The sequence below is a fragment of the Lentzea fradiae genome (genome assembly GCF_900100955.1).
In the GTDB taxonomy this organism is placed as follows: domain Bacteria; phylum Actinomycetota; class Actinomycetes; order Mycobacteriales; family Pseudonocardiaceae; genus Lentzea; species Lentzea fradiae.
On record NZ_FNCC01000015.1, the window covers coordinates 193,518 to 207,049 of the forward strand.

The window sequence follows — 13,532 nt, forward strand, 5'->3', positions numbered from 1 at the left end:
GTACACGCTCGGCCGACCGGCTAAAGGCTGACGCCGCGCTCCGCGAGCCACCCGACGGGGTTGACCTTCTGCGAGCCGCCGAGCCAGACCTCGAAGTGCAGGTGCGGCCCGGTCGACTGGCCGCGGTTGCCGATCGTCGCGATCTGCTGCCCGGCCTTGACGTGCGCACCCTGTGCCACGTCGATGGTGTTCATGTGCCCGTAGACGGTGACGGTGCCGTCGGCGTGCTGCACGCGCACCCACAGCCCGAACCCGGAAGCGGGACCGGCCTCGATCACGGTGCCCTCCATGGCGGCCACGATCGGCGTGCCGATGGCGTTCGCGATGTCGACACCGTTGTGGCTCGTGCCCCAGCGGGCACCGAACCCGGACGTGAACGTCCCCTCGGCGGGCTTCACGCACTGGGGCCGGCGCGCCTCTTCCTCGGCGGCGACGCGGGCCCGCTCGGCCTCCTGCTCGGCCGCAACACGAGCGGCCTCGGCCTGGGCGGCCTCCTGGCGCTGGACGAACGCGCCCTCGGCGACCCTGATCGCCTCTTTGACGTTGAACTGCGCCTGGATCTGCTCGGCCTGGATGAGCTTGCGCGTCTCCGAGACCGTGTAGAGCGCCCGGACCGTCTGCGGCCCCTTCTCCGGCTGCGCGGTCATCGCCGCGGCGAGGTCCTTCGTGGCCGCGACGGGGACGATGCGGTCCATCGGCGTGACCGTGGCCATCGCCTGGGTGAAACCGGCGCCGATGAGAGCGCCCGCGGCGACAACCGCCGTAACTGCCTTTTTGCGGTCCAGGTCCACCCGGTCGACGACGTCGACCAACGCGCCCTTCACTCGCTGGCGTGCCAAACGATGGCGTGCCAAAACTGCCTCCATGCACTCGGGGAGAGTTCGGAGAACCGCGCTTCACCCGGCTTCGGGAGGCCGGACTGCGGGCTTTCGGGAGCCCGGTGGTGGACTGGACCGCTTCGGGGGAAGTCCGTGTCCTTGCGGTTATCGAACCGTGACATGCGGCCGGAAACGTAACCTCGCGTGACCGACAGAGGCAAGCAATGAGCGCGTTCAGGTGATTAGGCCCACTGTTTGTCACTCTCCGTATTCGAGTCTGTTCGGTCTCGGATAACGGGCTTCAGACCAATGATCGTTGTGGGGTTTGTACTGGTCAGTCGCTTTATCGTGAAAGGTTTGGGCGGTGAGGTGGGTGGCCCTTGGGGGGTGGATGGTCACTTTGGGTGGAGTGCTGGCTACTGGAGTGTTTTGAGGCGCTGGGCGGGGTTGTGGGTGGTCCGGAGCGGGGGTGTGAGGCACGGCTGGAAGGCAGGCGGCTTTGGCGCGACTGGTGGGCCAGAGCTGACTGAGGCGGACCGGTGGCGGGCCGGGAGACGCCCAGCCCCTCCCTCCCCCACAGCAAAGGCCGCCGGACGCGCTTGGCGTCCGACGGCCCTCTGCTTCAGCGGTCTGGCGGAGAACCCGCCGAGCCGCGGTCTTACTTGTAACGGGGCGTTGCCGGCGGCAGCGGGGCCACCGGCAGGCCCTCGTGGATCACCTTCATGGCGTTGAACCAGGTCGGTGCGGCCACCTGGCCACCGAAGACGCCCTGTGAGCTGCCGGGGCAGAAGCGGATCGGGTTCGCGCAGATCACCTCGGGGCGGTTGCCGTCGGCGTAGGTCATGACGGCGCCCGCGTACTGCGGGGTCGCGGCCATGAAGGCGACCGACTTGTGCTCTTCGGTGGTGCCCGTCTTGCCGATGGTCGGGCGGTTCCAGCCGGAGGCGGTGGCTGCGGCCGCTGCCGTGCCCGAGCCCGTCGTGTCGTGGGACATGCCCTGGGCCAGGGAGTTCGCCAGGTCCGGCTCCACGGCCTGCTCGCACTTCTGTTCCTTGAGCGCGATCTCCTTGCCGTGGCGGTCCAGGACCTTCTCCACCGGGGTGGGCGGGCACCAGGTGCCGCTCGAGACGATGGTCGCGGCCACGTTGGCCAGCTCCAGGACGCTGGTGGCGCCGGGGCCGAGGGTGTAGGAGCCCGCGTTGTTCTGCTTCGTCCAGTCGCCCTGGGTGGGACCGTTCGACTTGTCGGACTTGATGGGCTCGCCCGCGCGGTTGACGCCCTGCAGGGTCTCGCGCATGCCGAGGCGGTAGGCCATGTCGACGACGTTGGTCAGGCCCGCCTTCTCCTGCAGGATCACGAAGCCCGTGTTCGGGGACGTGGCGAGGGCCTGGGTCAGCGACATCTTCTCCGGGTAGGTGCCCGCGTTCTCGACCTTCCACGGCGCGCCGCCGTTCGGGTAGACGCGCGAGTAGTAGACCTTCGGGACGTCCATCTGCTTGTCGATGCCGATGACGCCCTTCTCCAGGGCCGCGGCGGCGGTGAAGACCTTGTTCACCGAACCGGGGCCGAACGGGAGGACCTCGGCGGGCACCGGGCGGGCGACCTGGCCGAGCTCGGCGTTGTTGCCGTAGTCGCGGGACGCGACGAGGGCGCGGACCTTGTGCTTGTCCTTGCCGGGCTCGACGACCGACATGACGTTCGCGATGCCGTCCTGCGTCTTCGGCACCTGCTGCTCGGCCGACTCCTTCGCCGCCCTGGTGGCCTTCGGGTCCATCGTCGTCTTGATGGTCAGGCCGCCGCGCTGCAGCTGCTTGTTCGTGATGCCCGACTGGCGCAGGTAGTCGAGCAGGTAGGAGCAGAAGAAGCCGTAGAGCGGGCCGTCACCGGCGCCGACGCAGCCCTTCGGGAGGATCTGCAGGTCCTCGACGACGCCGAGCGGTTCCGCCTTGTACTCGTCGGCCTTCTTGCGGGCTTCGCTCTCGTCCGCGCCGAAGGCGCCGTTCTCGCGCATCTTGTCGATGACGATGTTGCGGCGTTCGAGCGCCCGTTCGGGGGCGGAGCCCGGGTTCAGCGACGACGGGCGGTTCGCGATGGCGGCGAGCAGGGCGGCCTGCGGGACCGTCAGCTTGTCGGCGGTCGTGTCGAAGTACGCCTTGGCCGCGGCGCCGACGCCGTAGGTCTGGTTGCCCAGCGGCACGATGTTGAGGTAGCCGGTGAGGATCTCGTCCTTCGTCATCTGCTGCTCGAGCTGCAGGGCGACGCGCGCCTCGCGCATCTTGCGGCCGATGGTGGCCTCGGTGGCCTTCTCCCAGGCTTCCTGCTCGTTGTCGGCGCCGAGCACGAACGCCATGTAGTTCTTCACGTACTGCTGGGTGAGCGTCGACGCGCCCTGCGTCGCGCCACCGTCCACACCGGCCTTGGCGGCGGCACGGGCGATGCCCTGCCAGTCGACGCCCTGGTGCTCGTAGAAGCGCTTGTCCTCGATCGCGAGGATCGCGGCCTTCATGGTGTCCGAGATCTGCTCCTGGTCGAGCGGAACGCGGTACTGGTCGTACAGGTAGGCGATCGGGTCGCCGTTCATGTCTTGAATGGTGGTGACGAGAGGCAGCTCACCCTTCGCGAGGTCTCCCGACGTCTGGTCGACGGTGTCGGCGGCGCGGTTGGACGCGAGCCCGAGACCTCCGACGAACGGGAACACCATCGCGGCGAGGAGCACGCCCGCAGTCAGGCACAACCCCAGCAACTTGACCAAGCCTGACGCGCGTGCGGCGAACAACCCGCAACTCCTTCCGAACTGACCTCGGAGATTCCTCTACGTATTAAGTCGCGCGAGAAGCCCGTGAGGTTGCGTCCGCTGATCGACTGTTGTTCAACCTACCGGAGCAACCGGAGGCCGATCGTCGGACTGGCCCTCCTCACCTCGACGCCCGTGTGGTCGGGCAGGACGTCGTCGAGGAAGCCGTACTTCACCAGCTCCTCGTCGGGCCGCCTGCTCACCGTCCGCCACCAGACCGCGATGTCTCCCCACCCCGGAGCGGACAGCGACCCGCCGAAGTGCTGCACGGACAGCGCGGCGCACAGGTTCGCGAACCGCACCCGGTGCTCCAGGGGCCACCCGGCCAGAGTGCCCATCACGAACCCGGCGCCAAACACGTCACCGGCACCGGTCGCGTCGAGCTGCGCCACGTTCAGCCCCGGCACGTCCACGCACTCGCCCGTGGAGCTGTCGACGGCGACCGCTCCCCCGCCGCCGCGTGTGACGACAACCACGGGCAGGTGCTCGGCGAGCTTGCGCGCGGCGGCCTCCGGCGTGTCGGTGCGCGTGTAGCCCTGCGCCTCCACGTGGTTGGGGAGGAAGACGTCATACCCGTCGAGACGGCGCAGCAGTTCCGGCGACCACGCCCCGGTCCGGTCCCAGCCGATGTCGGCGAAGAGCATCGCGCCGTTCCGCTTCGCCGTGCGCACCCACTCCTCGTCCTCGGCCTGGATGTGCACGAAGCACGCCTTCGCCGACGGCGGCGGGTTGAAGAGGTCGTCCGCGACGACCGGCGCCTTGTGCCCGTGCGTGACCATCGAACGGTCGCGCTCCATCGCCATCGACACGGTCACCGGCGAGTGCCACCCGTAGAACCGGCGGCAGTAGGAGAGGTCGACGCCTTCCTGGTCGGCCAGCACGTCCCAGCAGAAGTCGCCGTAAGCGTCCTCACCGAACGCCGCCGCCAGCGCGGTGTTCAGCTCCAGCCGCCGCAACGCCACCGCGAGGTTCGCGATCCCACCGGGACACGAGCCGAGGCCCTCCGCCCACACCTCCGTGCCGGGAGCCGGTGGCCGGGGCAGTCCGGTGAAGATGATGTCGAGGAACACGGTGCCGGTGAGCAACACGTCGTAGTCCGCATCAGCCATGCGTGAACTCTGCCATCCGCCACGGGCGACCATGCGTTGGAAACGACGGTCGTGGGGGTTCCGCTCAGGAAGAACGTTCAGTTCCAGCTGCTTTGGTTCGGCGGCGCGGTCTCGCAGCTCGGCACCACGATGACCACTCTGGTGACGCCGCTGCTGATCGTCGCGCTCACCGGCTCGTACCTCCTGCCCGGCGTCGTCGCCGGGGCACGGGCCGCCGCGCTGCTGCTCGCCCTGATGCCCGCCGGGGTCTGGGTCGACCGCTGGGACCGGGGCAGGACGCTGTTCTGGAGCCAGGCCGGCCAGGCCCTCACCGCCGCCGCGCTGGCCGTCGCCGTCCTCACCGGTCACGCGTACGTCGCCGTCTTCGTCGTGCTGGCGGTCGTCGACGGCGTCTGCACCGCGTTCACCGGCCCCGCCCGCACTTCCGCGATCCAGGCCGTGGTGCCACCGGACCAGCTCGGCACCGCCTACGCCCAGGAGGAAGCCCGCGGCCACGCGGCACGGGTCGCTGGTCCACCGCTCGGTGCCCTGCTCCTGGCGGCCGGGCGGGCGGTCCCGTTCGTCGCCGACGCCCTCACGTTCGCGGCGGCGGCGATCTGCGCGTGGTTCGCCAAGATCCCCGCGCGCGCCGAACGCCACGAGCCCCGCCGCCGGATGCGTCAGGACGTGCGGGACGCGGCTCGCTGGCTCTGGCGGCAGACCGGCCTGCGCAACCTCACGATCGTCTTCCTCGTGCTGAACCTGTTCGGCGGCGCCTCGATGCTCCCGGTGCTCGCCCTCGTCGCCGAACGCGGCGGCGACGGCCTGGACACCGGCGCGGTCATCGCGGGCATCGGCATCGGCGGGATCGTCGGCTCGCTGCTGTCGCCCAGGGTCACCCTCGCCCCCGGCAAGCTGATGGTCGCCGTGCTGGTCGTCTTCGGCACCTGCACCACCGCGATGGCGCTGCCGTTCGGCGTCCTCTGGCCGTTCGTGCCGCTGGCGGTCACCGCGGTCGTCACACCGATGATCAACGTGGCGGTCTCCGCGCTGCACTCCCGGCTGGTGCCCGAGGACATGATGGGACGCGTGGACGCGGTGTCGACCCTCGCTTCCCGCGTGCTGACGCCGCTGGCGCCCGCGCTCGGCGGGTTCCTCGCGGGCGCGGCCGGTGGGGCGGCTGCCCTGCTGGCGTTCGGCGCGGCGATCCTGGTGACGGCGCTGGTGGCGGCGTTCACCGACCTCGGGACGCCCGCTCCGCACAGGTCCTGAGGAAGTCCAGGCCGTCCCGCGAATCCGTTCGGGCGAGAGACCCGGCGGCTGCTCAGCCCTCCTCGGCGATCATCTCCCGCATCCGGGCGAGTGCGCGGTGCTGCGCGACCCGCACCGCGCCCGGCGTCGAGCTGACGGCCAGCGCGACCTCCTCCGCCGACAGGCCCACCGCGACCCGCAGCACGAGGATCTCGCGCTGGCGCGGCGGCAGCTTGTGCAGCAGGCGCGTGACCTGGGCCATCATCTCGCCGGTGACGGCGTGCTGCTCGGGGCCGTCCTCCAGGGACGGGCAGTCCGGCAGCTCCGGCACGACCTCCGCGCGGTTGCGGACGGCGCGGCGGCGTGCGTCGGCGACCTTGTGCGCGGCGATGCCGTAGACGAAGGCGAGGAACGAGCCGGGCTCGTAGCGGTACTTCGACAGGGCGCCGAGCACCGCCACGCAGACCTCCTGCGCGATGTCCTCGGCCGAGACCAGCGTGCGCTCACGGCCGCCGACGCGCGCGCGGCAGTAGCGCACGATCAACGGCTGGATGCGGCCGAGCAGGTGCTCGACCGCCCGTCTGTCCCCGTCGAGCGCTGCGTCGACGAGATCGGTGAACTCCGCCTCGGCGAGCCACTGGTTGGAGACCGGTGCCTGGCGCACCCTCCGGCGCGTGGGAACCGTTGGCCGGCTCCAGACCTCGGCGCCTTCGCCTGGCGCGAGGACCGCGACACCACCACCGGTCCGCACGGCTGTGGGCTGAACCATCCCGGCGACCTCCTCCACTACAGCGACGCTTGGGCTTCACTGAAGTAGAGAACGCAGCGAGCCGTTTGATACCGCCTGCTTCCAAGAGGACCACGAAGTCCGTGCGGGTGGCAGGAGCAGCACCCTTTTGAGGGAGAACGTGGTCCTAATGGCCCAGTCGGAAGTCCATGCCGAACTGCCGTTCCCGGACGTGTCCGGCACGATCGGAGCACCGTTCACGCAGTAGTGTCCGAACGGTGATCGAACACATCGGCATCGACACCGAGGCGGGCACCTTCGACGCCATCGCGTCCGGTCCCGAGGACGGCCGCCCGGTCCTGCTGCTGCACGGCTTCCCGGAGGCCGCCGTCGAGTGGGAGCACCAGGTCGCCGTGCTCGGCGTGAACGGCTTCCGCGCCGTCGCCCCCGACCAGCGCGGCTACTCCCCCGGCGTGCGGCCCGAGCAGGTCTCGGAGTACACGGTCACGCACCTCGTCGGAGACGTCGTCGCGATGGCCGACGCGCTCGGCTGGGGCACGTTCGACCTCGTCGGGCACGACTGGGGCGGCGCGGTCGCGTGGTGGACCGCGATCGAGCACCCCGAGCGGCTGCGTTCCCTGGCGGTGTTCTCGACGCCGCACCCCGGTGCGTTGAAGACCGCGCTGCAGACCGACGAGGAGCAGCGGATGCGGTCGCAGTACATGCTCGACTGGCGGGAGCGCAGCACCGAGAAGCGGATGCTGGACAACGACGCCCACGCGTTGAAGCAGATGTTCGAGTGGCGGGTCCGGCCTTCGCACGTCGAGGAGTACGTCCAGCGGCTGTCCGAGCCGGGGGCGCTCACGGCCGCGCTGAACTGGTACCGCGCGGGCAAGCCGCACGGCGCCGCGGACAAGGTCGGCGTGAAGACGATGTACGTGTGGAGCACCGAGGACGTCGCGTTCGGGTCGGTGGCCGCGTTCGAGACCGAGAAGTGGTGCACGGGCGCGTACCGGTTCGAGATGGTCGAGGACGTCAGCCACTGGATCCCGGAAGAGATCCCCGAGGCCACGTCCTCCCTCCTGCTGGAACACCTGAACTAGGGTCGGGGACATGCGCGTGGCCGGTCTGCTGCTCGCCGCGGGGGCGGGCCGCCGGTTCGGTTCCCCCAAGGCCCTCGTCCCGCTCGGCGGCGAGCTGTTCGTCGACTCGGCGGCCCGGCTGCTCATCTCCGCCGGGTGCGACCCGGTCGTCGTCGTGCTCGGCGCGCAGGCGGCGGAGGTCAGGGCGAAGGCCGTGCTGGACGGCGTGACGGTCGTCGACAACCCGGACTGGGCCACCGGCATGGGATCGTCGCTGCGCACGGGCCTGCGTGCGACCGGCATCGTGGACGCCGTCGTGGTTCTGCCCGTCGACACCCCCGGCGTCACGGTCGCCGCGCTGCACCGGCTGATGGACCTCGCCGCGCCGGGCGTGCTGGCGCGCGCCACCTACCACGGCGAGATCGGCCATCCGGTGCTGATCGGCTCCGACCACTTCCCCGGCGTGGTGGCGTCGGCGGCGGGCGACCAGGGCGCGCGGGACTACCTGAAGGCGAACACCGTCCGGCACGTCGAGTGCGCGGACGTGGCCGACGGCGACGACGTGGACCGGCCGGAAGACCTGCGACGACGCGACGGCGGCCAGATCCGCTAGGACCGGCGTGCGCAACGGTTGGTCCGGCTAAGGCCGGGCGTGCACGGCGGCGCGCGCACATCCGCCCGCGACGACGAGCAGCGCGAGCGCCGCCCACACCGGCCACAGCTCGGAGTAGGTCACCGCCAGCGCGATGTTCGTGGCACCCGCACCCGCGAACACCGCCGTCAGGCCCACCCAGAAGAAGAAGTGCCGTCTGCTCAAAACCACCGCCAGTCCGCCGCGCGCAGTTGCCCCTGTATCGCGCGTATCGGGGTTCGTGGTGCGCGGGTTACTGGTGAGCAATTCGACGATCCGGTACTACTGACCCGCATGACGACCGACACCGTGACCGGCTCCGACTACGGCACTCTCGTGCGCACCCATCTGGCGCGCGTGGAACAGCACAACGCGGCGGCGCTCGACGACGTGGCCGAACTGGTGCTCGCCGCCGTCCAGGCGGACGGGACCCTGCTCACCGCCGGCGCGGGACACTCGCTGGCGGCGGTCGCCGAGACCTTCTACCGCGCGGGCGGTCTCGCCTGCGTCCGCCCGATCTACCACCCCGAGCTGCTCCCGATGCACGGCGCGATCAGCAGCACCTCGGCCGAGCGCCGTTCCGGTCTCGCCGGCGAGGTCCTGCGCGAGGCGGGCCTGGCCCCGCACGACGTGCTGTTCGTCTTCTCGACCTCGGGCGTGAACCACTACCCGGTCGAGCTGGCGCAGGAGGCCGCGAACGCGGGCTGCCCGGTGGTCGCCGTGACGTCCGTGGCCTCCAGCGCCCAGGCCCCGCGCCGCGCGGGCGTGACGCTGGCCGAGGTGGCGACGGTCGTGCTCGACAACCTCGTGCCGCCCGGCGACTCGACCTACCCGGCGGAGGCGCCGGTGACCGCGGCCATCTCCACGATCGCCACGGCGTTCCTGTGGAACCTGCTGATGGTCCGGCTCGTCGACCAGGCCGCCGAGTCCGGTGTGCGGCTGCCGCTGTGGCGCAGCGCGAACGTCGAGGGCGGCGACGCGGCCAACGCCGAGCTGCTCCGCCACTACCAGACCCGCATCCCGCAGCTCGGCTGACCGGAACGCCCCGGCTCCTGCTCAGCGGAACGCTCGCCACGGTGACGACAGTCGGTGTGGCGGGCGTCCTGGCAAGCGGCGGCACCGAACACGGCTGGTCGTCGCTACCAGGGTGGCGTTTCGCGGTGCTGGTGGAGAACGCCGGAGCGTCGCTGACCGCGACGACCGCGTTGCTCAGGGGTTGACCCGCGGGACCAGCAGGCCGCGGTGGAACGCCTCCGTGACGGCGGAGGCCCGGTCGCCGACGTCGAGCTTGCCGTAGATGTTGAGCAGGTGGGACTTCACCGTCGCCTCGGTGATGAACAGCCCCGCCGCCACCTCGCGGTTGGTCGCCCCGCCGGCGACCAGCCGCAGCACCTCCAGCTCCCGCTGGCTCAACGCGGGCGCTGCCGCAGACCGCACCCGTTTCATCAGCAGCGCCGCCGCGGCCGGGGCGAGCACGGCCTCACCCCGCGCGGTGGCCTTCACGGCGCGCAGGAGCTCGTCGCGCGGCGCGTCCTTGAGCAGGTACCCGGTGGCGCCCGCCTCGACGGCCGCCACCACGTCGTTGTCGTTGTCGTAGGTGGTCAGCACCAGCACGTGCGCACCGCTGCCGGCCAGCTCCCTGGTGGCGGTGATGCCGTCCACCCCCGGCATGCGCAGGTCCATCAGGACGACGTCGGGCCGCAACGCCCTGGCCAGCCGCACGGCCTCGGCGCCGTCCCCCGCCTCGCCGACGACCTCGAACCCGGGGTCGCGGGCGAACATGCTCGTCAGCCCGTCCCTGACCACCGGGTGGTCGTCGACGACCAGCAGCCTGATCACGCCGTCACCGGAACCCGCGCCGACACGCCCGTTCCCGCACCGGGCTCCGACTCGACCTGCACGGTCCCCGCCACCCCCTCGATCCGCTGCCTCATCGCCACCAGCCCGAACCCCTCGGCACGGGCCTGGTCGAAGCCGCGCCCGTCGTCCCGCACGTCCAGCGCGACCTCGTTCTCCAGGTAGGACAACGTGACCCCGACCCGGCCCGCCCGCGCGTGCCGAGCCACGTTCGCCAACGCCTCCTGCGCCGCCCGCAGCAACGCGAACTCCGCCTCGGGCGCGATCGGCCGCGCCTCACCCGTGGTCACGACCTGCACCGGCACGTCGTGCAGCTCCGACCACCTGGCGGCGACCCCGGCCAGCGCGTCGCCCAGCCGCGCCGTCCGCAGCGGTTCCGGACGCAGTGCCGCGACCGAACGCCTTGCCTCGTCAAGGCTTTCCCTCGCCAGGCCGGTCGCGGCGGCGACGTGCCGAGGCCACGTCGACTCGTCCGCGGCACGCAGCTGGCTGATGATGCCGGTGAGCCCCTGCGCCAGCGTGTCGTGGATCTCCCGCGCCATCCGCTGCCGCTCCTCGCGCACCCCGGCCTCGCGCGCCTGCACCAGAAGCTGCTCGTGCAGCGCGGCGTTCTCCGCCAACGACTCGGCAAGCCTGCGGTTGGCCTCCCGCGTCTCCGCGAGCGCCTGCGCCCGTTCTGCCTCCTGCCGTTCGAGCCGCCGGTTGAAGAAGGCGAAGGCACACAACGGAACCGCGTTACCGGCCATCACCGCGACCCAGATCGCGAAGCCGACAGGCGTGGACTTGTCCACCGCGTACGACTGGGCCGTACCCGCCACGACCGCCACCGCCGCAACGCCAACCGGTTGCCACGGAAAGGTCAGCGTGCGGAACGCGTAGAAGTACGGCACGGGCGTCAGGAACCCGAACAACGGGTTGAACACCACCAGGGCCGCCGTCACCGCGGTGAGTCCCACACCGAACACCCAGGGCCGCACCCACGCCGCCATGCCGGCCGCGAGCCAGCCCGCTGTCACCGCGCACAGCACGAGCTCGAGCGGCTCCGGCCGCCGGTCCATGAAGGTGGCCGCCGCCAGCACCACCAGCAGGACGTACGGCCATCGCGCCACCGGAATGCTCATCCGCGTTCCTCTCCCCCGCCGGTCAATCTAGTGGTGCCGCCCGGCCCGTGGGCGGGTCGCACGACTAGCCCGGTTCGACCGCGAGGGCGTGCCGGAACACCGAACGCGGGTCCCACCGGGCCTTGACCCGTTGCAGCCGCGGATAGTTGTCCTTGTAGTAGAGGCACTGCGCGGACACGCCGGAGGTGTTCCACGCCGGGTCCGCGAGGTCGGCGTCCGCGTAGTTGATGTAGGAACCGTCGTTGACCTCGCCCGGCACCGGCACACCACCGGTCTCGGCGTAGACGTCCCGGTAGAACTCGCGCACCCACGCGAGGTTGGCCGCATCGTCCTGCTCCTCGCTCCACACCGACTGGTAGACCGCCTTCATCACCACGTCCCGCTGCGCGATCGCGGTCTCGTGCGCCGCGACGGCGTTGGCCTGTCCGCCATACCCGACCAGCAACAGGCTCCCGCCCGGCATCCCCGCCGGGTCGCTGAGACCACGCCAGATCGCGGCCAACTGGTTGTTGTCGAACGACTTGCGCAGGTAAGCGGCCTTGATCTTGTACCGCCGCGTGAGCACGTCACCGGGTTCGCCGGTGCCCGGCCACGTCATCTTGTGCAGCCACGGAACGGTCTTGCGCAGCTCGAACACCGGCGTGAGCCCCGCCCCCACCGTCCCCACCAGCTCGTCGATCATCGCGTCAACGCCCGGCAGGCCCGCATCGGCCTGCACGGACAACATCGCGATGCCGCCATTGCGTTGCTGCACCTCAAGAACCCCGTACAACCCGGCCTGCGGCACCCCCGGCGCACTGTGCCGCTCGTGCCACGCCCCGAAGTTCCGCAACAGCCCGCCGAGCTTCTCCTCGGTCAGCTGCCCCCAGTCCCAGATCGTCACGTGCTGCACCATCGCCCGCGGCATCGGCGGCAACACGGCCCCGCTCCCCGGCGACCGCAGCCAGTACTTCGTCACCACCCCGAAGTTCCCGCCACCACCCCCGGTGTGCGCCCACCACAGCTCGCGGTGGGGATCGTCCTTCTCCCGAGTCGCGACCACAGCCCGCGCCCGCCCGTCCTTGCCGACCACGACCACCTCGACCCCGTACAGGTGATCCACCACAGCCCCGTACCGGCGCGACAACGGCCCGTACCCACCACCCGCGATGTGCCCGCCGGCCCCGACCTCCGGACACCCACCCCCCGGGATCGTGACACCCCACCCGGCGCACAACGTCCGGTACACCTGCCCCAGCGTCGCCCCGGGCCGCACCACGAACGCCTTCTTCGCCGAGTCGTACCCGACCTCGTCCAACGCCGACAGATCCAGCAACGTCCGAAACTCCGGCGCGGCCGTCAGGTTCTCGAAGCAGTGCCCCCCACTGCGAACAGCGATCCGCCGCCCACTCCGCACAGCCTCGTCAACCGCCCGCACAACCTGCTCCGTCGACGTCGGCACCCGAATCTCATCAGGCCGCGCAACGAACCGGAAATTGTTGCCCCGCACCAGGTTCTCGTAACGCACGTCCTCCGGCCCGATCCGCACCGCCACCGCCGGCGCCGCCACCGCACTCCCCTGGACAAACACCCCTCCGGCCACGACGGCTCCCGCCCCCGCCATCAACGTGCGCCGGCTCATGCCTGCGTTGGTCATCCCACTCCCCCGCGTCTGTGGCGCCTGTGGTGGTCGCCGTGGTGGTGCCACCGTGGCAGGGCGGGAATCTTCGGGACATCAGCCGATCAACGGGGTGGGCGGTGGAGCCGCCACCCAGCCGAACGGCTGAGACCGGGCTCGGCGGCGGGTGCTGGTTGGTGTGCCGCCGTGGCCGGGCACGGGTGAGTCGGGCACGGGTGGCCGGGCGCGCGGGTGGGTGTCGGGACCTCGGTTGGCGGCAGCGGGCGGTCCACGCTGGTGAGTGGCCAGTGACCGGTCGCCGAGCCGCCACAGGTGGCCGGCGACGGGTGCAGCGGTCGCCGGCCAGCCGGCGATCTGCGGCGGTGTAGGCGGCCAACGACCGGTCGCCAACCAGCGACAGGTGGATGGCAACCGGTGCAGCGGTCGCAGGGGCAGCGGCTGGTGGCCGGACGCGGGCGGTCAGACGCGGATGGTCAGACGCGGATGGTCAGACGCGGATGGTCAGACGCGGATGGTCAGACGCGGATGGTCAGACGCGGATGGTC

13 protein-coding genes are annotated in these 13,532 nt (G+C 71.0%); 5 read left to right on the forward strand and 8 right to left on the reverse strand.

The genetic code is table 11. The annotated features are described in order from the left end of the window. Window positions 1-20: 20 nt before the first annotated feature. The 3 genes from BLT23_RS31815 to BLT23_RS31825 form a co-directional block, all read right to left on the reverse strand. A complete protein-coding gene (locus BLT23_RS31815; protein WP_245744397.1) occupies window positions 21-854 on the reverse strand; it encodes a M23 family metallopeptidase in 834 nt (277 codons plus the stop codon). A gap of 622 nt (window positions 855-1,476) precedes the next feature. Continuing rightward, window positions 1,477-3,570: a transglycosylase domain-containing protein gene (locus BLT23_RS31820; RefSeq protein ID WP_245744399.1), complete on the reverse strand. Its 2,094-nt coding sequence runs from the start codon at window positions 3,568-3,570 to the stop codon at window positions 1,477-1,479. 122 nt (window positions 3,571-3,692) lie between these two features. After that, on the reverse strand, window positions 3,693-4,721 hold the full coding sequence (locus tag BLT23_RS31825; RefSeq protein ID WP_090056020.1) for a carbohydrate kinase family protein: 1,029 nt from the start codon (window positions 4,719-4,721) through the stop codon (window positions 3,693-3,695). Window positions 4,722-4,772: 51 nt separating this feature from the next. On the opposite strand from BLT23_RS31825, the gene BLT23_RS31830 reads away from it, so the two are divergent. Then, window positions 4,773-5,972 carry an MFS transporter gene (locus BLT23_RS31830; RefSeq protein ID WP_176947008.1) on the forward strand — a complete coding sequence of 400 codons (1,200 nt, stop codon included), beginning with the start codon at window positions 4,773-4,775 and terminating at the stop codon, window positions 5,970-5,972. 52 nt (window positions 5,973-6,024) lie between these two features. Here the strand turns inward: BLT23_RS31830 and shbA are convergent, their stop codons facing one another. Then, window positions 6,025-6,720 carry an RNA polymerase sigma factor ShbA gene (gene shbA, locus BLT23_RS31835; protein ID WP_090056170.1) on the reverse strand — a complete coding sequence of 232 codons (696 nt, stop codon included), beginning with the start codon at window positions 6,718-6,720 and terminating at the stop codon, window positions 6,025-6,027. Between the two features lie 236 nt (window positions 6,721-6,956). Here shbA and BLT23_RS31840 point away from each other — a divergent pair, with 236 nt between their 5' ends. After that, entirely contained in the window at window positions 6,957-7,781 is an 825-nt protein-coding gene (locus BLT23_RS31840; protein ID WP_090056025.1) for an alpha/beta fold hydrolase, read from the forward strand. 10 nt (window positions 7,782-7,791) lie between these two features. Further along, window positions 7,792-8,373 (forward strand): nucleotidyltransferase family protein, encoded by a 582-nt coding sequence (locus BLT23_RS31845; RefSeq protein ID WP_090056027.1) that lies wholly within the window; start codon window positions 7,792-7,794, stop codon window positions 8,371-8,373. A gap of 27 nt (window positions 8,374-8,400) precedes the next feature. Here BLT23_RS31845 and BLT23_RS40295 read toward each other — a convergent pair whose 3' ends face one another. Further along, complete coding sequence (locus BLT23_RS40295) at window positions 8,401-8,583, reverse strand: hypothetical protein (protein WP_143036111.1); 183 nt, start codon at window positions 8,581-8,583, stop codon at window positions 8,401-8,403. A 102-nt stretch (window positions 8,584-8,685) separates the two neighbouring features. Here BLT23_RS40295 and BLT23_RS31850 point away from each other — a divergent pair, with 102 nt between their 5' ends. After that, window positions 8,686-9,426 carry an SIS domain-containing protein gene (locus BLT23_RS31850; RefSeq protein ID WP_090056030.1) on the forward strand — a complete coding sequence of 247 codons (741 nt, stop codon included), beginning with the start codon at window positions 8,686-8,688 and terminating at the stop codon, window positions 9,424-9,426. A gap of 41 nt (window positions 9,427-9,467) precedes the next feature. Then, window positions 9,468-9,611, forward strand: coding sequence for a hypothetical protein (locus BLT23_RS41075; protein WP_176947009.1), 144 nt, complete (start codon window positions 9,468-9,470; stop codon window positions 9,609-9,611). Here BLT23_RS41075 and BLT23_RS31855 read toward each other — a convergent pair. The 3 genes from BLT23_RS31855 to BLT23_RS31865 all read right to left on the reverse strand — a co-directional run bounded on the left by BLT23_RS31855 (window position 9,601) and on the right by BLT23_RS31865 (window position 13,005). Next, the gene (locus tag BLT23_RS31855) at window positions 9,601-10,230 is read right to left on the reverse strand and encodes a response regulator transcription factor (protein ID WP_090056032.1); all 630 of its coding nucleotides are present in this window, start codon (window positions 10,228-10,230) and stop codon (window positions 9,601-9,603) included. The genes BLT23_RS41075 and BLT23_RS31855 overlap by 11 nt on opposite strands. Next, window positions 10,227-11,369, reverse strand: coding sequence for a sensor histidine kinase (locus tag BLT23_RS31860; RefSeq protein ID WP_090056035.1), 1,143 nt, complete (start codon window positions 11,367-11,369; stop codon window positions 10,227-10,229). The genes BLT23_RS31855 and BLT23_RS31860 overlap by 4 nt, the downstream gene beginning before the upstream one ends. Window positions 11,370-11,433: 64 nt before the next feature. Beyond that, complete coding sequence (locus BLT23_RS31865) at window positions 11,434-13,005, reverse strand: FAD-binding oxidoreductase (RefSeq protein ID WP_090056037.1); 1,572 nt, start codon at window positions 13,003-13,005, stop codon at window positions 11,434-11,436. Window positions 13,006-13,532: the final 527 nt, after the last annotated feature.

What these genes read in the sequence shown, in the direction of transcription:
- BLT23_RS31860 (WP_090056035.1), bottom strand. Translation starts at nt 11,369, where the DNA reads ATGAGCATTCCGGTGGCGCGATGGCCGTACGTCCTGCTGGTGGTGCTG.
- BLT23_RS31850 (WP_090056030.1), top strand. Translation starts at nt 8,686, where the DNA reads ATGACGACCGACACCGTGACCGGCTCCGACTACGGCACTCTCGTGCGC.
- shbA (WP_090056170.1), bottom strand. Translation starts at nt 6,720, where the DNA reads ATGGTTCAGCCCACAGCCGTGCGGACCGGTGGTGGTGTCGCGGTCCTC.
- BLT23_RS31865 (WP_090056037.1), bottom strand. Translation starts at nt 13,005, where the DNA reads ATGACCAACGCAGGCATGAGCCGGCGCACGTTGATGGCGGGGGCGGGA.
- BLT23_RS31845 (WP_090056027.1), top strand. Translation starts at nt 7,792, where the DNA reads ATGCGCGTGGCCGGTCTGCTGCTCGCCGCGGGGGCGGGCCGCCGGTTC.
- BLT23_RS31825 (WP_090056020.1), bottom strand. Translation starts at nt 4,721, where the DNA reads ATGGCTGATGCGGACTACGACGTGTTGCTCACCGGCACCGTGTTCCTC.